The sequence below is a fragment of the Streptomyces sp. NPDC017225 genome (assembly GCF_044331465.1).
Taxonomy (GTDB): domain Bacteria; phylum Actinomycetota; class Actinomycetes; order Streptomycetales; family Streptomycetaceae; genus Streptomyces.
In genome coordinates this window covers 6,053-26,267 of record NZ_JBIRNE010000028.1, presented here as the reverse complement: position 1 = coordinate 26,267, position 20,215 = coordinate 6,053, and the positions used below count along the sequence as shown (strand labels likewise).

Below are 20,215 nucleotides of genomic sequence, written 5' to 3'. Positions count from 1 at the left end.
GAATGCTTGAGGCATGCAATCAAACGAACACGAACACGTGATTGAGGTCACCGACCTGCGGCGTGTGTACGGGGGCGGGTTCGAGGCCGTGCGCGGAATCGACTTCTCCGTGCGCCGCGGGGAGGTCTTCGCGCTGCTCGGCACCAACGGCGCCGGCAAGACGTCGACGGTCGAGCTGCTGGAGGGCCTCGCCGCTCCGGCCGGCGGACGCGTGCGCGTCCTCGGGCACGACCCGTACACCGAGCGCGCCGCCGTACGCCCCCGCACCGGGGTGATGCTCCAGGAGGGCGGTTTCCCCTCCGAGCTGACCGTCGCCGAGACCGCTCGGATGTGGGCGGGATGTGTGAGCGGGGCCCGCCCGCCGATGGAGGTCCTGGAGGTGGTCGGGCTGCAGACCAAGACCGACACCCGCGTGAAGCAGCTGTCCGGAGGCCAGCGGCGCCGCCTGGACCTGGCGCTCGCGCTGCTCGGCGACCCGGAGGTGCTCTTCCTCGACGAGCCCAGCACCGGACTGGACGCCGAAGGCCGCCGGGAGACCTGGGAGTTGGTGAGCGCGCTGCGCGACGGCGGCACGACGGTACTGCTGACCACGCACTACCTGGAGGAGGCCGAGCAGCTCGCCGACCGGCTCGCGATCATGCACGAGGGCCGGATCGCCGCCACCGGAACCCCGGCCGAGGTGACCGCCTCACGGCCCTCCCGGATCTCCTTCGAGCTGCCCGACGGCTTCTTCGTCGGCGACCTGCCGCCGCTCGGCGAACTGGGCGTCAGCGGCCACGAGGTCGACGGCCGGATCGTCAAGCTGCGCACCCACGAACTCCAGCGCGCGGCCACCGGGCTGCTGGTGTGGGCCGGACAGGCCGGCGTGGAACTGCGCCGCCTGGACATGCGGTCGGCGTCCCTGGAGGAGGCCTTCCTGGGGATCGCCAAGGAGGCGGCCGCGGGAACGGCCGAGGGAACGACCACGAAGGAGTACGCGGCATGAGCGCCACGGACACGGACACCCACGCGGCACGCACCACGAAGGCGGCGGCCACCACACCGATGAGCCGGATGACCGCGCTCGCCCGCGCCGAACTGACCCTGCTCGGACGGAACAAGGGCACCGTCTTCGCCGCGCTGTTCGTACCGCTGGTGCTGCCGGTCAGCGTGTGGTCGGCGTCCAAGGAGATGGACCTCGCCGAGGCCGGGCTGACCACCGGCACGCTCGTGCTGCCCGCAGCGATCGGCTTCTCCCTGCTGTTCGCCGTCTACTCGGCCCTCGTCGGCGTCTTCGTCGTCCGGCGCGAGGAACTCGTCCTCAAGCGGCTGCGCACCGGCGAACTGCGGGACGCCGAGATCCTGGGCGGCTCCGCCCTGCCGTCCGTGCTCACCGGGCTCGTGCAGAGCCTGCTGCTGGCGGCGGGCTGCTTCGTCCTGCTGGACCTGTCCGCGCCGTCCGCTCCCCATCTGGCCGTCCTCGGCCTGCTGCTCGGCCTGGTGATGTGCGCCGCGCTCGCGGCCGTCACCGCGAGCTTCACCCGGACCGGGGAGAGCGCGCAGGTCACACCGATGCCGTTCATGTTCGCCTCGATGCTCGGCTCCGGCATGTTCGTCCCGCTGGAGGTGCTCCCCGACCTCGCTGCCTCCCTCTGCGAGCTGCTGCCGCTGACCCCCGTCATCACCCTGGTGCGCGGCGGCTGGACCGGCGACCTGTCCGCGTACGAGGCGCTGGGCGCCGTGGCGACGGCGGTGGCCTGGACCACGGTCGCGGTGTTTGCTGTACAGCGGCGGTTCCGCTGGGAGCCGCGGCACTGAGGTGCGGGAGGGCCCGGACCGGGACCAGGGCCGGGGCCGCGATCAGGAAGAGCGGGGCGAGTGAGGGCATGCGCAGGCCAAGGCGCTGGTGGGGGCGGAAGAGCACACCGGCGAAGGTGGAGACGTACACCCGGTGGTCGTTCCACTTCTTCGGGATCATCGAGATCCTGATGATCGGGGTGTCGGCCTTCGGCCAGGTCGGGCCCCGGCTCGCGACCGGGCTGTCCCTGCTGGTCATCCCGCACGCCGCGGTCTGCATGCTCTTCTCCTCCCGGGCACTGGACTGGACGCGCGGCCGGCGTGCGCAGCCCCTGCGGCTGCTGTGGGCGCTCGCCGTGCTCACGGCGGTGTTCGCGATCGGCGCGATCGGGATCGCGGAGCGCGGACCGGGCGGCGACGGGGTGAACGCCGCGGTGGGCTCCGTCTTCGCAGGTGTCCTGTGCTTCGGCGCCGGCACCATCACGCTCGGCGTACGCAACCGGCGGCACGTGGTCGCCGTCGTCGGCGGCTTCGCGCTGGGGGCCGGTGTCGTCTCGTTCCCGCTGGGCATGCCGGGCATCGCCTCGGCCGCGGTGGCGGGCCTCGTGCTGGTGGCCGGCGGGTTCCTCGCCTTCACCTCGATCTTCTCCGTCTGGCTGCTCAACGCGGTCTACACACTCGACGAGGCCAAGGAGACCCGTGCCCGGCTCGCGGTCGCCGAGGAACGGCTGCGGTTCGGCCGGGACCTGCACGACGTGATGGGGCGGAACCTGGCCGTGATCGCGCTCAAAAGCGAGCTGTCCGTCCAGCTGTCCCGGCGCGGACGGCCCGAAGCGGTGGAGCAGATGATCGAGGTGCAGCGCATCGCGCAGGAGTCACAGCGGGAGGTCCGGGACGTCGTCCGCGGCTACCGTGAGACCGACCTGCAGGTCGAACTCGCCGGCGCCCGGGGCGTGCTCACCGCCGCCGGGATCGACTGCGAGATGAGCGGCGAGACGTCCGGGCTGCCCGCCGAGGTGCAGTCGGCGCTCGGCTGGGTGGTGCGGGAGGCGACCACGAACGTGCTGCGGCACGGGGACGCCGAGAAGGTCGCCGTCGTGGTGCGGACGTCGGAGGGACGTGTGGTGTTGACGGTGGAGAACGACGGGGTGTCGGACGCGGCCGGGGCGAACCCCGCCGTCGGCTCGGACGGCTCGGGGCGCCCCGCCGCTACGGGCGGCTCCGGGCTCGCGGGGCTGCGGGAGCGGCTGTCCGCCGTGGACGGCACGCTGGAGGCCGGGGACACCGGCCAGGGGGTGTTCCGGCTCACGGCCGAGGTGCCGCTGCCGCCGACCACGGCCGGGGCCGTGCTGGAAGTCGCGTCGTGACGACCCCCGTCCGCGTGCTGCTCGCCGACGACGAGCACCTCATCCGCGGGGCGCTGGCGGCCCTGCTGTCCCTGGAGGACGACCTCGTCGTGGTCGCCGAGGCGGCCACCGGGCCGGAGGCGCTGGCGATGGCACGGGCGCACGTGCCGGACGTCGCCGTACTGGATCTCCAGATGCCCGGCGCGGACGGTGTGAAGGTCGCCACATCACTGCGGTCCGAGCTGCCCGCCTGCCGGGTGCTGATCGTGACCAGTCACGGACGTCCCGGCCATCTCAAGCGGGCGCTCGCGGCAGGTGTGCGCGGGTTCGTCCCCAAGACGGTCAGCGCCCAGCGGCTCGCCGAGCTGATCCGCTCGGTGCACGCCGGAAACCGCTACGTCGACCCCGAGTTGGCCGCCGACGCGATCTCCGCCGGGGACTCGCCGCTGACCGCGCGCGAGGCCGAGGTGCTGGAGCACGCCGCCGACGGGGCGCCCATCTCGGAGATCGCCGAGCGCGCCTCGCTCGCGGAGGGGACCGTACGGAACTACCTGTCGTCGGCCGCGAGCAAGCTCGGGGCGGAGAACCGGCACACGGCGGTGCGGCTCGCGCGGGAGCGGGGTTGGGTATAGTGGCTGTCGCGCCACGGCGCAGTGCGAACGTAGCTCAGTTGGTAGAGCGCAACCTTGCCAAGGTTGAGGTCGCGAGTTCGAACCTCGTCGTTCGCTCCATGTGAAAGCCCCCGGCTTGGGCCGGGGGCTTTCTCGTGTCCGCCTTGGCGTGCCTACGACCAGGTCAGGCCGGTCAGACGCTCGTACGCCTCCACGTACTTGCCGCGGGTCGCGTCCACGACCCGCTGCGGCAGCGGCGGCGGGGGCTGCTCGCTCTTCCGGTCCCAGCCGGACTCCGCCGAGGTGAGCCAGTCCCGCACGAACTGCTTGTCGTACGACGGCTGCGCACGGCCCGGCTGCCACTGGTCGGCCGGCCAGAAGCGGGAGGAGTCCGGGGTGAGGACCTCGTCGCCGAGGACCAGGTCCTCGGCGCTCCCGCCCGCGAAGCCGAACTCGAACTTGGTGTCCGCCAGGAGGACGCCGCGGTCGCGGGCGATGTCCCGGGCGCGGGAGTAGACGGCCAGGGTGAGCTGGCGCAGGGCGGCCGCGGTGTCCGCGCCGACCTGGCGGGCGACCTCCTCGTAGGAGACGTTCTCGTCGTGCTCGCCGACCTCGGCCTTGGTGGCCGGGGTGAAGATCGGGGCGGGCAGCTCCGAGCCGTCGACGAGGCCCTCGGGGAGGGCGAGACCGCAGACGGTACGCGTCTCCTTGTACTCGGCCAGCCCCGATCCGGTGAGGTAGCCGCGGGCCACGCACTCCACGGGGACCATGCGCAGGGACTTGCAGACCAGCGCGCGGCCCTCCCAGTCGGCGGGGGCGCCGGGGGGCAGCTCGGTGCTCAGGACGTGGTTCGGCGCCAGGTCGGCGAGCTGGTCGAACCACCACAGGGAGAGCTGGGTGAGCACCCGGCCCTTGTCGGGGATCTCGGTCGGCAGCACCCAGTCGTAGGCGGAGATGCGGTCGCTGGCGACCATCACGAGGTCGCCCGCCTCGTTCTGGTACAGCTCGCGCACCTTGCCGGTGTGCAGATGCACCAGACCCGGAACCTGGATCGGCTCGGGCTTTTCAACGAATCCGGACACGGTTCCTCCCCGTGGTTCTGTCCAATGCTCCGATTGTCCCGTACGGGCGGGGGATCGGGGACGGCGGGGCCGGGGGCGCCGGGTGCGGGTCAGTCTCGTTTGCAGATGCGGTCCAGGAGGTTGGCGGTGGCCCGCTGGACGCGTGGGTCGACGTGACCCGGACGGTCCAGGGCCGGGGACCAGGCGAACGTCCCGGACGCGAAGACCCAGGCGCCGGACGGAGCCCGGTACAGCGACGTCTCCTGGTGGCGCCGGGCGCCGTCGGCGTCGGTGTACGGGCTGTGCGCGAGCAGGACCCGCTCGTCGTGCACGGGGAGCGCGGTGCGCGGGAAGTAGCGGTCGGCCTCGCCCGCGACCAGGTCCTCGATCTCGTCGCCCTCGTGGGCCCCGGTGGCCTCCCAGAGCCAGTGACCGGCGTTGCGGACGATCATCGGGTGCGGTTCGGGGACGCGGCCGGCGTACTGGATGCCGAGCAGTTGCTGTTCCGGACGGTCGATCTCCCGCCACAGCACCGGCCGGCCCGGGCCCCGGCGCTTGCGGCAGCTCAGCAGGCGGTCGGGGGCGCCGGACGGGGAGGGAGCCAGCTCCACCTGCCAGTACATGGTGTTGGCGGAGAGGAAGACCAGGGACGTGCCCTGCTCGCGGGCCAGCTCCGTGGTGCGGCGCATGGGGACGGACCAGTACTCGTCGTGGCCCGGGAAGACCAGCCCCCGGTAGCGGGTCGGGTCGACGCGGCCGGAGTGCAGGTCGCGGGCGTCGGCGTAGGCGAGGTCGTAGCCGTAGCGCTCGGCGAAGCGGATGAAGTCGTAGGCGTGGCCGACGTGCAGGGGAAGACCGGCGCCCGCGTACGGACGGTCGAAGGAGACGGTCGTCGCGGCGTCCGCCTCGCCCAGCAGCCGGCCGTCGTCGTCCCAGGCGTGGTAGAGGCTGGCGCCGGTGCGGCCGTCCTCCGGGTAGAGGTTGTACGCCTGCCAGGTGATGTCCGGCAGAAGGAGGAGCAGGTCGGCGGGGTGACTGTCGCGGACCGTGAAGGGCACGTGGGAGCGGTAGCCGTCGGAGGTGGTGAGGACGGCGACGTACGCGCCGATGTTCCAGTACGACGGGATCTGGAGCCGCCAGGACAGCCACCAGTGGTGGCAGGAGACCGTGCGGTCGGCGGTCAGCGGCGGGGGCTGGACGATGCCGGACAGGCGGGGACTGGTGGTGATCTTGGCGGCGCCGTCACCGCCGTAGTGGCCGATCCGGTAGACGTCGACGCTGAATTCCTGGGGCGGGTCGACGGTGATGTGGAAGTCGATGGCCTCGCCGGGGGCGGCGGCTCCGGTCGCGGTGAAGCCCTTGATCTGACGGCGGACGTCGTCGGCGGCGCGCGGACCGCCGCCGTCGGTGTGCCGCTGGGGCTTCCTCCTGCCGGGTCTGCCGTCCGGGTCCGGTACGGCGTCCTGGTCCGCGTACCAGGGGACGACCTGGCCGGTGTCGCCGAAGTACGTCTCGCCGCCGCGCAGCCAGGGGACGGGCCCCTGACCGAAGGGGTCCGTCACGGCATGCGCGAGTGCTCCCGACTCCCAGCGGCGAATCTGCTCGGGCCCCATGGGACAGCCCCCTCCCTCGTGCCCCCGTGGTCGTGCGTATGACTGACGTCCTTGCCATGTGCGCGATCGGTCCCAGCACATCACATTTCGCGCGCGTGCTGTCACTGTTCGTTGCGAAGTGGCAGAAAGTGGAATCAGAGGATCCGGATTGGCGGCCGGGGCGGACCGGGCCGGGGGTCAGACCAGACGCACCGGCTTTTCCGGGCGTACGCCGAGCTCGCTGATCCAGTCGCGCAGGGGACCCGGGTCGCCGGTCTCCACGAGGCTGCGGACGCGGGGGCCCAGATCCGCGGCGCGGGCGCCGTTGACCAGGAGGGACGGTCCGTCGAGCCAGTCGAGGCCGGGGGCCGCGCCGGCGGTGTCCATCGCCGCGCAGCACACCATCGCCGTGATGTGGGCGGTGAGGATCTCGCGGCCGGTGCGCGGAGGTTGCAGGGGGAGGAGGGGGAGTGCGCCGTCGTCCCAGAGGGCGGCGTCGGGTCCGGCCGGTCCGGCGGCTGCCCCAGGGGTCGACGACCGCGCTCCGGCCGGCTGCGCCCGCGCGTCCTCGCGGGCCAGCTGGGCACTGAGTCCGGCGGCCAGCGCGGCGCCGCGGACGGTGGTGCCGGCGAGGTCGTCATCGTCGGCGGCGGGGTGGTCCGGGTGGTGGGCCGCGTGGTCGCCGCCGGAAAGGCTCACGTCGCCGTGGGTGGGGTGGGTGGCGGGGTGGACGGTGGGAGCGGAGTGGGCGCCGGGGTGGTCGGTGGGGGCGCCGGTGCCGGTCCGGGAGTCGGTGCTGCTGGTGTGGGTAGCGGGCTCGGCCGCCTCGCCGGCCCCGGTCTCCGTCGTGGGGTCGGGGGCGCGGTCGGGGTCGGGGTCGGGGGCGGCCTCGGTCCCCGTCCCGGTCCCGGCTGTGAGGCCTGCGTCGGTTGCGGCTGTGAGGCCTGTGCCGGTGGGGGCTGTGAGGCCTGCGTCGGTGGGGGCTGTGAGGCCTGCGTCGGTTGCGGCTGTGAGGCCTGTGCCGGTGGGGGCTGCGAGGCCTGTGCCGGTGGGGGCTGCGAGGCCTGCGTCGGTGGGGGCTGCGAGGCCTGTGTCGGTTGCGGCTTCCGTGCCCCGTGGGTCCGAAGGGCCCTCGGCGTACGCAGCGGGCGACGTCGTGAGGTGGTCCAGAACGCGGGTCAGGGTGGGGCCGTCGGTGCCCGGTGGGGCGCCTTCCGCGGCGCGGCGGACGCCCAGGGCGTCCAGGACGCGGTGGAGGCGGGCCGCGTCCGTGCGCCAGGTCCGGTCGACGACCTCCTCGGGGTACTCGTCCCATCCCACCGGCGCCCAGTCCGGGCCGGTCTCGGCGGGCCCTCCGTGGAAGAGGCGGGCGGCGAGGAGGGAGACCGCCTCGTCCATCGCCCCGGGCTCCTCCAGCAGGTCGCAGGCCGGGCGCTCACCCAGTCGGGAGGCGAAGCCCTCGGCCAGGCGGTCGCGGCGGGACAGCTCCGTGAGCGCGGCGACGACGCCCACGTCCAGCCGGGAGGGCCAGCGGCCCATCCGCCAGGCGGGCAGCGCGACCCGGGTCAGCAGACGGTCCCAGCCCGCGTAGGCGAGCCCGACCTGCTCCTGTGCGACGATCCGCAGACCGTAGTCCACAGCCTGTGCGCGCTCGGCGGCGGCCGCCGCGACCCCGCGCTCCATCTCGGCCGCGTGGACGCGGCAGCCGCGCAGCAGGAGCCGGGACACCCAGCCGAGACCCCCACGCACGGCGCGGGACAGCGGGCCGCGCCCGCCCGTGGCGGCCACCGCCACCGCGGCGTCCAGGCCCCGTATGAAGCGGCGGGCCGCGGCTATGTCGGGGTGCGCCGAGGGCCCCGTACCCGCGACGACCGGGGCGAGGACGGCGCGCAGCTCGCCGACGCGCATCCACCACAGGAAGGGTGAGCCGATGACGAGCACGGGCGCGGCGGCGGTCCTGCGGTGGGCGGGGCCGCCCAGGCCGGCCACGTCGTCGTGCTCCTCCACGGGCGGCGGGCCGTGCGCCGGGTGGGTGCGGTCCTCCAGCCAGCTGTCGCAGTCCGGCGTGAGCGCTATCGCGGAGGGGGCGGGGACATCGAGCCGGTCGGCCAGGTCGCGCACCATCCGGTAGAGGTCCGGCGCCGACTCCTCGGCGATCGTGACCGTGGGGGTCACGGCCGGCCGGGAACGGGCCACGACCAGGGCGACTCCGGCGGCGGCCGCCAGGACGAGGAGAGCGAGCCCGGACACGGTCCAGCGGACGACGTCCCAGCCCCCGCCCGCGAGGTGCCCGGTGGAGCCGCCCACGAGCAGGATCACGGCGGCGGCAGCGGGCAACAGGGCGACGGCCAGCGCCCTGCTGCGGATGCGCAGCACGGCCAGCGCCCGGGAACGCGCGGCCTGCGCGCCCATCTCCACACCACCGATACCGGTCACGGCCGGACCTCACCCCCTCCTTGCTGCCCTGGACTTTCCTGCTGCTCTCCGGCTCTTGTTCACTCCCCCACTGTGGCACCCGCCACTGACATCGCAATGCCGGTGGGCCAAGTGCCGGAACGCTTGCGCGGCACCCTAGTTGGGGCCTTCACGCCCGTCAGCCGTATGGCGCATCGGTCACTCGATGGAATGGCTTTGGGGAAAGGTGGATGACGGACAGCAAGGATCAGGCCCCGGTTCCTGGGAGGATCCGGGGCCTGTCGGGTTCGGTGCGGAAGGGTGCTGTCCGGTTACTGCCCGGCTGCGGTCTCCGCCGCGGCGTCCGCCGCCGCCTTCGCCGCGATGTCCGTACGGTGCTGGGAGCCGTCGAGGCCGATGCGGGCGACGGCCCGGTACGCACGGTCGCGGGCCTCGGTGAGGTCCGCGCCGGTGGCCGTGACGGACAGGACGCGGCCGCCGGCGCTGACGACGGCGTCGCCCTCGGCCCGGGTGCCGGCGTGCAGCACGTAGGCGTGCGGAGCGTCCTCGGCGGCCACCTCGCCGAGCCCGGTGACCGGGTCGCCGGTGCGCGGGGTGGCGGGGTAGTCGTGAGAGGCGATCACCACGGTGACGGCCGCGTCGTCGCTCCAGCGCAGGGGCTCGAGGTCGGCGAGGTTGCCGGTGGCTGCGGCCATCAGCAGACCGGCGAGCGGCGTCCTCAGGCGGGCCAGTACGACCTGGGTCTCGGGGTCGCCGAAACGGGCGTTGAACTCGATCACGCGGACACCGCGCGAGGTGATCGCGAGACCGGCGTACAGCAGACCGGAGAACGGGGTGCCGCGGCGGCGCATCTCGTCGACCGTCGGCTGGAGCACACTCTCCACGACCTCGTCGACCAGCTTGGGGTCGGCCCACGGCAGCGGCGAGTACGCGCCCATGCCGCCGGTGTTCGGACCCTCGTCGCCGTCGAGCGCGCGCTTGAAGTCCTGGGCGGGCTGGAGGGGGCGTACGTTCTCGCCGTCGGTGACGGCGAAGAGGGAGACCTCGGGGCCGTCCAGGAACTCCTCGATGACGACGCGGTCGCAGGCGTTCGCGTGCGCCCGGGCCGCCTCGATGTCGTCGGTGACGACGACGCCCTTGCCGGCGGCCAGCCCGTCGTCCTTGACGACGTAGGGGGCCCCGAAGGCGTCGAGGGCCGCGTCGACCTCGGACGGGGTCGTGCAGACGTAGGAACGGGCCGTGGGTACTCCGGCGCCGGCCATGACGTCCTTGGCGAAGGCCTTGGAGCCTTCCAGCCGCGCGGCCTGCCCGGAGGGGCCGAAGACCGGGACGCCCGCCTCGCGTACGGCGTCGGCCACCCCGGCGACGAGGGGCGCCTCGGGACCGACCACGACCAGTTCGGCGCCGAGCCGCGTGGCCAGCGCGGTGACGGCCGCGCCGTCGAGGGCGTCGACCTGGTGCAGTTCGGCGACCTCGGCGATACCGGCGTTGCCGGGTGCGCAGTGCAGCGCGGTGACGTCGGGGTCGAGGGACAGGGAACGGCACAGGGCGTGTTCGCGGGCGCCGCCGCCGATGACAAGGACCTTCACGGGGTCAGCCTAATGGGAACGGGCCGGCGCGGTTTGTGCGGGCTTCCGAAGGGGTGGGGCTCGCGGGCTCGTACGTTCCTCCAGGGCGGCCCTGGAGGACTGCCCGGGACCACCCCGGACCGCCTGGACCGCCCGGACCGCTCGAACCACCCCGGGCCGCCTGGACCGCCCGGACCGCTCGAACCACCCCGGGCCGCCTGGACCGCCCGGATCGCCCGGGCCGCCGGATCCGCAGACCGTCCGCTACTCGTGCGGGATCTCCTCGACCACCGACGCCCCCAGCTCGCGCACCAGCAGTTCCTTGCCGGAGAGGGCCGACTCGTCGAGGTCGGGGTCGTCGTCCTCGGGGATGTCGTCCTCGGGGGAGACCGGGCGCGGCTCGGGCGCCGAGGGCCGGGACGCGGGGGCGGATGCGGACGCCGGTCCCGACGTCGGTCCCGGCGCGGTGGGCGCGGCCTGTGGAGGCGGGGCCGCGGGCGAGGGCGCCGACGGGCGCTGCGCGGGCGCACCGCCCCCGAAGCCGCCACCACCGGCACCGCCACCACCACCGAAGCCGCCACCACCGGCACCGCCATGACCGCCGGAGGGCCCGGCCGGAGGCGGGGATGCCGAGCCGCCGGAGGGGTCGACGACCGCCTCGACCTTCCACTGCACGTTGAACTGCTCGGCCAGGGCCTGCCGCAGCACGTCCTCGCTGCCGCTGCTCAGAAAGTTGTCGCGAGCACCGGCGTTGACGAACCCGATCTGGAGGGACGTGCCGTCGAAGCCGGTCACCTGGGCGTTCTGGCTGAGCAGGATCCAGGTGAACCGGCGACGGTTCTTGACCGCCTCCAGGATGTTGGGCCAGATCGTGCGGGGGTCGACTCCCGCGCCCGGCGGCGGAGAGACGGGGGCCTGTGAGGCCGCGGAAGCGGCCGGATCGGATGCCGGAACCACGGCCGGAGCCGGAGCCGGAGTCGTAGCCGGTGACTGGGCCGACCCGGGACCGGGATCGGCGGGCGTCCGGGATTGGCCGCCGCCCGCGGGTGCCGCCGTGGGCCACCCTCCGGGGCGCCGCCCGCCACCCGCGGGAGCCGTGGTCGGCCAGGCACCGGGCGCGGCCGCCGGGGCAGGCGCCGCAGCGGGAGCGGAAGGAGGGGCGGGGGCGGCGGGAGACGCGGGGGCGGCCTGCGGCTGCCCGCCTCCAGCGGAACCGCCACCTTCGTCAGGAACGGGCCCCGCGCCGACAGCGGCACCGGCACCGGCACCGGCACCGGCAGCCACCTCTGAGGGCGAGCCGCTCCGACCGGGCGCCGGAGCACCGCCACCGGGCCCGGGGGCCCGTACCGCCGCGCGGGCCGCGGCGGGCCCGCCGCCCGGCGGAACCGGCGCGGCGACGTCCGCGACGCCCCCGGCCCCTGCCCCGGCGCCCGCATGCCCATGCGCCTCGGGTCCGGGCACGTACCCCATGGCAGGCGCCCCGGCGCCCGCGGAGAACTGCACACCGCGCTCGATCCGGTCCAGGCGGGCCATCACCGAGCGCTCGTCGCCGTACGCGGCGGGCAGCAGCACGCGCGCGCAGATCAGCTCCAGCTGGAGACGGGGCGAGTGGGCGCCGCGCATCTCGGTGAGTCCCTCGTTGACGATGTCGGCGGCGCGGCTGAGCTCGGCGGCGCCGAAGGACCGCGCCTGGGCCTGCATCCGCTCGAGGACGTCGGCCGGGGCGTCGATGAGCCCCTTCTCCGCCGCGTCGGGCACGGCGGCGAGGATCACCAGGTCACGGAGGCGCTCCAGCAGGTCGGTGACGAAGCGCCGCGGGTCGTTGCCGCCCTCGATCACCCGGTCCACGACCTCGAAGGCGGCCGAGCCGTCCCCGGAGACGAACGACTCGACGACGGAGTCGAGCAGCGAGCCGTCCGTGTAGCCGAGCAGGGAGGTCGTCATGTCGTACGTCACACCGTCGGCGGCGGCGCCCGCGAGCAGCTGGTCCATGACGGACATGGAGTCCCGGACGGAGCCCGCGCCGGCCCGCACCACCAGCGGCAGCACGCCGTCCTCGACCGGGATCTCCTCCTTGCCGCACACCTCGGCGAGGTAGTCGCGCAGGGTGCCGGGCGGCACGAGCCGGAAGGGGTAGTGGTGGGTCCGCGACCTGATGGTCCCGATGACCTTCTCGGGCTCGGTGGTGGCGAAGATGAACTTCAGGTGCTCCGGGGGCTCCTCGACGACCTTCAGCAGGGCGTTGAAACCCTGCGGGGAGACCATGTGGGCCTCGTCGATGATGTAGATCTTGTACCGGCTGGAGGCGGGCCCGAAGAAGGCCTTCTCGCGCAGGTCACGGGCATCGTCCACGCCACCGTGCGAGGCGGCGTCGATCTCGATGACGTCGATGGAACCCGGTCCGTTGCGCGCGAGGTCGCGGCACGACTGGCACTCGCCGCACGGCGTCGGGGTGGGGCCCTGCTCGCAGTTCAGACAGCGCGCCAGGATCCGGGCGCTGGTCGTCTTGCCGCATCCTCGCGGACCGCTGAACAGGTACGCGTGATTGACCCGGTTGTTCCGCAGCGCCTGCTGCAGCGGGTCAGTGACATGCCCCTGACCGATGACCTCGGCGAAGGACTCCGGGCGGTAACGGCGGTAGAGCGCGAGAGACGACACGCATACGAGGTTATAGGCGCCCACCGACAACCGGTCCGCCCCGCGACGACCTGACCGCCCCGCGAACGCAAGCGCCCCCCACGCACCCGCCAGAGCCGACCTACCCTTGCTGCCTTCCGGCCCTGGGGGAGTTCAGTCAGATAGCGCCGCGTGAGGGGCTGAGCCACACGTTACCCGATGTGGGGCCCCGAGAACGAGTTCGCAAGCACTCTCCGACGTCATGTAATGTTCTCTGCGGAGGATTCGCCTAGAGGCCTAGGGCGCACGCTTGGAAAGCGTGTTGGGGGCAACCCCTCACGAGTTCGAATCTCGTATCCTCCGCCAGTGCCTCACCGGGCACGATGTCGAAGGGCCCCGCTGCTGGCAGCGGGGCCCTTCGACGTGCCTGGTCTCAGTTTTGGTCTCAGTTGGTCGTTGGGTCGTGGTCGAGCCGCCAGGACAGGGCGCAGGCGCCAGGGCTCCCGTCACCCCTACCGGAAGCTCGTAGGCGGCGTCCGACACCCGCCCGGTGGTACCGGTGCGCCCGCAAGCGTGCCCGGGTGCCGTCAGGATCCACCACCTGAGGCCGTTGGTCTCCTTCCTGTCGACGTCCCCGTGGGTTGTGGCCGACATGGAAGACGCGGCCTTCACCCACTGAAGGTCGACGAACCTGCAGATGGTGACGATGGCCTCTGACATGCTTGGCCCAACCCCACCGGAAGTCAGAGAGCAGGACTGAATTGAGCACTTTGGGTGGCCTCGTCTGGTCGATCGCCGACCAGCTCCGAGGCGTCTACAGGCCGCACCAGTACGGCGGCATCATCCTCCCGTTCACGATCCTGCGCCGCCTGGACTGCCTGCTCGAGCCCACCCGCGACGACGTCCGCGCCCTGGCCGAGAAGTTCGAAGGCGGCGCCCTGGACGTCCAGGTCAAGCGCAAGACTAATCTGACCTTCTACAACACGTCGCAGTACGACTTCGCTCGGCTGCTCTTGGACCCGGCGGGCCTCCGCGCCAACCTGATCGACTACATCTCTCGCTTCTCCGGAAACATCGACGTCTTTGAGCGCTTCGGCTTCGAGGCCGAGATCAATAAGCTCGAAGAGAAGAACCGGCTGTACCTGATCGTCTCCCAGTTCGCCAAGGTGGACCTGCATCCCGACGCCGTCCCCAACGCGGAAATGGGCGACCTGTACGAACACCTCATCTTCAAGTTCGCGGAAGCCTCCAACGAGGAAGCCGGCGAACACTACACGCCGCGCGACGCGATTCGTCTCATGGTGGACCTGCTTTTCGCGGAGGAGAACGAGGCCCTGCTGGAGCCCGGCACTATCCGCACGATCTACGACCCCACCGTCGGCACAGGCGGCATGCTCTCAGTTGCCGAGGAACGCCTGCTAGAGCGCAATCCCCGAGCCCGCTTGCGCCTGTACGGGCAGGAGATCAACGACCAGTCCTATGCCATCTGCAAATCAGACATGATCGGCAAGGGGCAGGACGTCGGCAACATCCGGCTCGGAGACACCCTGGCCGACGACAAATTCTTCAACAAGACGTTCGACTTCTGCATGTCCAACCCACCGTACGGTGTGGATTGGAAAGCCTCGGAAGATGCGGTCAGGGAGGAGCGTAAGAAGAGCGGGCCAGACGGCCGTTTTGGCCCTGGCCTGCCTCAGGTCTCGGACGGTCAGATGCTCTTCCTGACGCACTTGGCCCACAAAATGCGCCCTGCCCACGAGGGGGGTGGTCGCGCAGGCATCGTCCTGAACGGCTCCCCGCTTTTCAACGGCGCCGCAGAGTCTGGCCCGTCGGAGATTCGTCGATGGCTGCTGGAGACTGATCTGGTGGACGCGATCATCGCACTACCCACAGATATTTTCTTCAACACCGGCATCTCCACCTACATCTGGCTCCTTGACAACGCCAAGCCAGCCGAGCGTCGCGGCAAGGTCCAGCTGATTGATGCCTCGGACATGTGGACCCGGCGACGCAAGAGCCTTGGGGCGAAGCGCCGTGACATCGACGCGGCTGCCCGCGAGCGGATCGTGAAGATCTACGACGCCTTCACCGAGATCGAGAACTCCAAGATCCTGAAGAACTCTGACTTCGGATACTGGACCATCACAGTCGAGCGCCCGCTGCGCCTGAACTACTCAGCGTTCCGTACCGCTGGCCTGGACCACAAGGCGCTGGCCAAGGCGTTCGGTAAGACCACTGACCCGGCGCCGTACCTACTCGTGCTGGAGCGTATGGGCGAGCAGATTTACCTAAGCCAAGACAAGTTCATCGAGACCGTCCGCGAGGAGTTCGCCACGGCCGGTCTGAGGCTGACCCCCGCCCAGTATCGCCACTTGGCCACGGCCCTGGGCGAACCCGACGAGTCGGCACAAGTCGTCACGGACGCCAAGGGCAATCCCGAGCCGGACAACGCTAAGCGCGACACGGAGAACATCCCATTCACCTACGCCGGCAACACGCTCGGCGACGCAGGCCGGAGCGAGACAATCAAGGCATATTTCGAGGCCGAGGTGGCCCCGCACGTGCCGGATGCCTGGGTCGACATAAAGAAGACGAAAGTCGGCTACGAGATCCCGTTCGCCCGGCTCTTCTACACGTACACCCCACCGCGTCCCCTGGAGAAGATCGATCGCGACCTGGAGGCACAAATCGCCAAGATTCTGGGCCTGCTACGGGAGGTGGAAGCCAGGTGAGCATTGCTTGGCCTGGCGCCCCCAAGGTTCGACAGCTTCCCTTCCGACGGTTGTTTGAACCTCTCAGCCGACCAATTCCTCCTGACGCAGAGATCGTCACTGCATACACGAATGGCCAGGTGACACTCCGGTCGAACCGGGCGAAGGTCGGATACCACGAGGCCGCAGACCTCTCTGGTTATCGGGGAGTGGAGGTGGGCGATTTCGTCGTACACGGTCTCGACATCCTTCGAGGGTCCGTGGGGGTCTCTGACTCTTCAGGAGCCATCTCTGCGGTCTGCACGGTGTGCAAGCCTGGACCGCTGGTCGAGCCACGCTTCGTGGCACACGCAATCCGGGCACAGGCAGAGTCTGGTTACACCAAGGCGATGGCTCGCGGCATCCGCGAAGGAGGCGCAGACTTCAGGAGGTGGGCGACTCTCGCAGAACTCCCGGTGCCGGTTCCTCCGCTGGAGTACCAAAGGAAGGCGCTTGCATTTATCGACCGCGAGACTTCTCAGATTGACACCTTGATCGACGAGCAGCAGCAACTCGTCCAGATGCTAAAGCAGAGAATCTTTTCATTCACTGACCAGTGCTTTTATGGCACCACCGGCAAGCGCACCGTGCTCCTAAAGCGCGTTTTGCGACGAGTCGACCGTCCCCCAATTCCAGGATTGGGCGTCGTGACCGCCTATCGAGATGGGGAAGTGACACTCAGATCGAATCGCCGAGAGGAGGGGTACACATTCTCAGAGAGGGAGGAAGGCTACCAGGAAATTCGTCCCGGCGATCTCGTATTCCACGGCCTTGATGGATTTTCAGGCGCAGTCGGAATTTCTGATAGCCATGGAAACGCAACTCCCGTTTACCACGCCTGCGAGGCAATCGCGGGCGACGAACCTGAGTACGTGGCTTTGCTCCTTCGTTACCTGGGAACCAGTGGCTTTCTCGCCACCCAGGCTCCTAACGTTCGGCAACGCGCGGTTGATTTTCGGAACTGGGCCACATTCGGGCGCATTCCTCTCAGCCTCCCCGACCCCTCAACACAGAGGGCAGTGGTTCGCGATATTCGCGAGCAGACTACCCGAACCGAAATCCTAATCGGGGAGTCCGAGCGATTGATCGAGCTATCGCAGGAGCGTCGCGCTGCGCTCATCACTGCGGCCGTGACCGGCGAGATTGAAGCATTGGGGGACGATTGAATTGATGGGCCAGCAGCACAACGAGATCGAACTCGAGAAGGAGCTGTGCGAGTACCTGGCTTCACAGGGCTGGCTGTATTCCCAGAATGACAGCGGCTACGACCGTGAGCGTGCCCTGTTCCCAGAGGACTTCTTCGGGTGGCTCCAGGACACGCAGAGGACCGAACTGGCCAAGGTCATCAAAGCCGGCACCGCAGACGAGGCCAAGCAGCGCGAGCAAGTGCTGGACCGGCTGGTGAAGTTCCTCGCGATCGACGTGGAGAACGGTGGCGGCACTCTGAACGTGCTACGCCACGGGTTCAAGCACTTGTCGGCCAAGCTGCGCATGTGCCAGTTCAAGCCCGAGTCCACCCTGAATGCTACGACGATGGCGGACTACGACAAGGTCCGCCTGCGCGTGATGCGGCAGGTCCACTTTTCCACCGCTGACCAGCGCAGCGTCGACCTAGTGTTCTTCGTCAACGGCCTTCCGGTGGCCACGACCGAGCTGAAGACTGACTTCACGCAGACGGTCGAGGATGCCAAGTTGCAGTACAGGAGCAGTCGGCACCCGAAGGACCCCGGCACCAAGCACGTGCAGCCGCTGTTCACCTCCGGACGAGGCGCACTGGTGCACTTCGCGGTGTCCAACGACGAGGTCTGGATGACGACGAAGTTGGCCGGCGAGAAGACGCTCTTCCTTCCGTTCAACCGGGGCACCGAGGAGGGTGGGGCCGGCAACCCGCTCAACCCGGAGGGGTCGCCGTCCTCCTATATGTGGGAGCGGGTGCTGCAGCGGGACGCGTGGCTGAACATCTTCGGCCGGTTCATGTACATCAAGCACGACCGGCACACCGATCCGATCTCCGGAAAGACGACACGATCGGCGACACTGCGCTTCCCACGCTTCCACCAGTGGGAGGCCGTCACCAAGGTCACCGACGCCGTGATCGAGGAAGGCGCCGGCCGCCGCTACCTGATCCAGCACTCGGCAGGCTCGGGCAAGACTGACTCAATCTCCTGGCTGTCCCACCGCCTGGCCCGCCTGCAGGTGGACAACACCAAGGTCTTCGACTCGGTCATCGTGGTAACCGACCGCACCGTGCTGGACGGACAGCTGCAGGACGCGATCAAACAGATCGACAACGACCAGGGCATCGTGCTGGCCATCGATCGGAAGCAAGCCGCCCGCGAGGGCTCCTCCAAGTCAGGGATGCTGGCAAAGGCCCTGGCCGACGGCAAGCTGATCATCGTGGTCACAATCCAGACCTTCCCCCACGCGATGGCCGAGATCCGGCAGTCCAAGGGGCTGAAGGGCAAGAAGTTCGCGGTCATCGCCGATGAGGCCCACTCCTCTCAGTCTGGGCAGGTCGCTGCCAAGCTGAAGGCGGTCCTGACGTCCGAGGAGCTCAAGGAGATCGAGGAGGGTGGCGAGGTCGACATCGAGTCGGTCCTGGCTGCCGAGGCGTCCGAGCGGGCCGCCAGCGAGAACATCTCCTACTTCGCATTCACAGCCACGCCCAAGGGCAAGACGTTGGAGCTGTTCGGCCGGGCACCGGACGGCACATCTCTGCCGCCGCAGGCGTTCCACGTGTACTCGATGAAGCAGGCCATCGAGGAGGGCTTCATCTTGGACGTCCTGCGGGGCTACCACTCGTTCAAGCTGGCCTTCCAGGTCGGTCAAAACGTCGCCGCCGGCGACCCGGAGGTCGACCAGAGCGAGGCGACCAAGCAGGTCATGCGATGGGTGAAGCTCAATCCGCAGACCATCGCGCAGAAGGCCGCGATCATCGTCGAGCACTTCCGCTCCAACGTGGCGCACCTGCTGGACGGACACGCCAAGGCGATGGTGGTGGCCGACTCCCGTAAGGGCGCCGTGCGCTTCAAGCTGGCTATCGACGACTACATAGCCAAAAAGGGCCTTGGCTACGGCACCCTGGTGGCCTTCTCCGGCAAGGTCGACGACCCTGAGTCTGGGCCGACGAACTTCACCGAGTCCTCGATGAACCCGGGCATACACGACCTGCGGTCCGCCTTCAAGGGCAACGAGTACAAGGTCATGATCGTCGCCAACAAGTTCCAGACCGGTTTCGACCAGCCTCTGCTGTGCGCCATGTACGTCGACCGACTGCTGTCAGGCGTGACGGCAGTGCAGACGCTCTCGCGCCTCAACCGCACCTACGTCACCCCGTCAGGCGTCCACAAGACCTCAGCGGTGACCCAGATCGTGGACTTCGTAAACCCGCCGAACAGCATCCAGGAGGCGTTCGAGCCGTACTACACCGACGCACACCTGGAGCAGTCCACCGACCCGAACCTGGTGCACGACCTGTCTGCCAAGCTGGACACCTTCGGGATCTACACGCTCGCCGAGATCGACCAGTGCGCCGAAGCATTCGTGAAGAACAAGGGCAACAACGCCCTGACGGCCGCGGTAAGCCCAGGAAAGCAGCGGTTCCAGGCCCGGTACACGTCCGCTCTCGCCGCGAACGGCGGCGAGGGAGACAAGGCTGCTCTGGAAGAGCTCGACATGTTCCGCAAGGACGTCGGCACCTTCGTGCGCCTCTACGATTTCATGAGCCAGATCGTCAACTACGGCGATGGGGACTTGGAGAAGCGCAGCATCTACCTTCGGCTGCTGGCCCGCCGGATCCAGCCTGACAACTTCACCGCCCCAATTGACCTGTCCGACATCGTGCTGCAGAACGTCAAGCAGATCGACAAGGGCAAGACCGACATAGCACTGGGCGGGCAGGACATCGGACTCAAGGGTGTGTCGGGCGCGGGGTCGGCAAGCAAGAAGGACCCGAAGCTGGTCGCGTTCCAGGCCGTCCTCGACCGGCTCAACGACCTGTTCGGCAATGAGGACTTCACCGCCACCCAGAAGGTGTCCTTCCTCGAGGCGCTCCTGGGCACCCTGCTGGGCGACGAGGACCTCGTGCAGCAGGCCAAGGTCAACAGCCCGAACCAGTTCGCCGAATCCCCCGACTTCGACGATGCCGTCACGGGTGCGGTCGCGGACAACCAGGGCGCACACAACAAGATGAGCGACTACTTCTTCACCAGCACCATGGGCCGGACACAGCTGGTCGCGGAGATCGCCAAGTGGTTCTACGCCGTTGTCGTCGATGAGGCGGAGAAGGCCCGTGAGGCCGCGGAGCCGACCAATCAGTGATACAGGTGGCGCACTCTCGGAACGCGAGTCGGGGCGGCGCATGAGAAGGCGTTGGGTTTGGGGGTGTGGGTCATAGCCCAAAAAAACCCCCCCCGCCGGGGGCCCCGGGGGGGGCCCCAGTGGGCTAACCAAGCGGGGGGGGGGGGGTCATTGCAGGGGT

General features: G+C 70.0%; 12 protein-coding genes, 2 tRNA genes and 1 other RNA gene. 9 read left to right on the top strand and 6 right to left on the bottom strand.

Going from position 1 to position 20,215, the window contains the following annotated elements:
• The first annotated feature begins 13 nt into the window (after positions 1-13).
• The 5 genes from ACH4NX_RS35010 to ACH4NX_RS34990 all read left to right on the top strand — a co-directional run bounded on the left by ACH4NX_RS35010 (position 14) and on the right by ACH4NX_RS34990 (position 3,853).
• Positions 14-985: an ABC transporter ATP-binding protein gene (locus ACH4NX_RS35010; RefSeq protein WP_351398006.1), complete on the top strand. Its 972-nt coding sequence runs from the start codon at positions 14-16 to the stop codon at positions 983-985.
• Entirely contained in the window at positions 982-1,797 is an 816-nt protein-coding gene (locus tag ACH4NX_RS35005) for an ABC transporter permease (protein WP_351398008.1), read from the top strand. The genes ACH4NX_RS35010 and ACH4NX_RS35005 overlap by 4 nt, the downstream gene beginning before the upstream one ends.
• A gap of 68 nt (positions 1,798-1,865) precedes the next feature.
• A complete protein-coding gene (locus tag ACH4NX_RS35000) occupies positions 1,866-3,143 on the top strand; it encodes a sensor histidine kinase (RefSeq protein ID WP_398130055.1) in 1,278 nt (425 codons plus the stop codon).
• Positions 3,140-3,754 (top strand): response regulator transcription factor, encoded by a 615-nt coding sequence (locus tag ACH4NX_RS34995; RefSeq protein WP_351398012.1) that lies wholly within the window; start codon positions 3,140-3,142, stop codon positions 3,752-3,754. The genes ACH4NX_RS35000 and ACH4NX_RS34995 overlap by 4 nt, the downstream gene beginning before the upstream one ends.
• Before the next feature lie 23 nt (positions 3,755-3,777).
• Positions 3,778-3,853: transfer RNA gene (locus ACH4NX_RS34990), tRNA-Gly, on the top strand.
• A gap of 53 nt (positions 3,854-3,906) precedes the next feature.
• On the opposite strand, the gene ACH4NX_RS34985 is transcribed toward ACH4NX_RS34990, so the two are convergent.
• The 6 genes from ACH4NX_RS34985 to ffs all read right to left on the bottom strand — a co-directional run bounded on the left by ACH4NX_RS34985 (position 3,907) and on the right by ffs (position 13,190).
• Positions 3,907-4,815, bottom strand: coding sequence for a phosphoribosylaminoimidazolesuccinocarboxamide synthase (locus ACH4NX_RS34985; protein ID WP_351398014.1), 909 nt, complete (start codon positions 4,813-4,815; stop codon positions 3,907-3,909).
• 89 nt (positions 4,816-4,904) lie between these two features.
• On the bottom strand, positions 4,905-6,407 hold the full coding sequence (locus tag ACH4NX_RS34980; RefSeq protein ID WP_351398016.1) for a N,N-dimethylformamidase beta subunit family domain-containing protein: 1,503 nt from the start codon (positions 6,405-6,407) through the stop codon (positions 4,905-4,907).
• Between the two features lie 177 nt (positions 6,408-6,584).
• A complete protein-coding gene (locus ACH4NX_RS34975; protein ID WP_398130056.1) occupies positions 6,585-8,822 on the bottom strand; it encodes a hypothetical protein in 2,238 nt (745 codons plus the stop codon).
• A 290-nt stretch (positions 8,823-9,112) separates the two neighbouring features.
• Positions 9,113-10,390, bottom strand: a complete 1,278-nt coding sequence (gene purD / locus ACH4NX_RS34970; RefSeq protein WP_398130057.1) for a phosphoribosylamine--glycine ligase — start codon at positions 10,388-10,390, stop codon at positions 9,113-9,115.
• A 243-nt stretch (positions 10,391-10,633) separates the two neighbouring features.
• Entirely contained in the window at positions 10,634-13,027 is a 2,394-nt protein-coding gene (locus tag ACH4NX_RS34965; protein WP_398130058.1) for a DNA polymerase III subunit gamma and tau, read from the bottom strand.
• Between the two features lie 64 nt (positions 13,028-13,091).
• Positions 13,092-13,190, bottom strand: an RNA gene (gene ffs / locus ACH4NX_RS34960) — signal recognition particle sRNA small type.
• 73 nt (positions 13,191-13,263) lie between these two features.
• On the opposite strand from ffs, the gene ACH4NX_RS34955 reads away from it, so the two are divergent.
• The 4 genes from ACH4NX_RS34955 to ACH4NX_RS34940 all read left to right on the top strand — a co-directional run bounded on the left by ACH4NX_RS34955 (position 13,264) and on the right by ACH4NX_RS34940 (position 20,055).
• Positions 13,264-13,351, top strand: a tRNA-Ser gene (locus ACH4NX_RS34955).
• A 395-nt stretch (positions 13,352-13,746) separates the two neighbouring features.
• A complete protein-coding gene (locus ACH4NX_RS34950; RefSeq protein WP_398130059.1) occupies positions 13,747-15,717 on the top strand; it encodes an N-6 DNA methylase in 1,971 nt (656 codons plus the stop codon).
• A gap of 194 nt (positions 15,718-15,911) precedes the next feature.
• Positions 15,912-16,901 (top strand): hypothetical protein, encoded by a 990-nt coding sequence (locus tag ACH4NX_RS34945; protein WP_398130060.1) that lies wholly within the window; start codon positions 15,912-15,914, stop codon positions 16,899-16,901.
• A gap of 4 nt (positions 16,902-16,905) precedes the next feature.
• Complete coding sequence (locus ACH4NX_RS34940; RefSeq protein WP_398130061.1) at positions 16,906-20,055, top strand: type I restriction endonuclease subunit R; 3,150 nt, start codon at positions 16,906-16,908, stop codon at positions 20,053-20,055.
• Positions 20,056-20,215 lie beyond the last annotated feature (160 nt).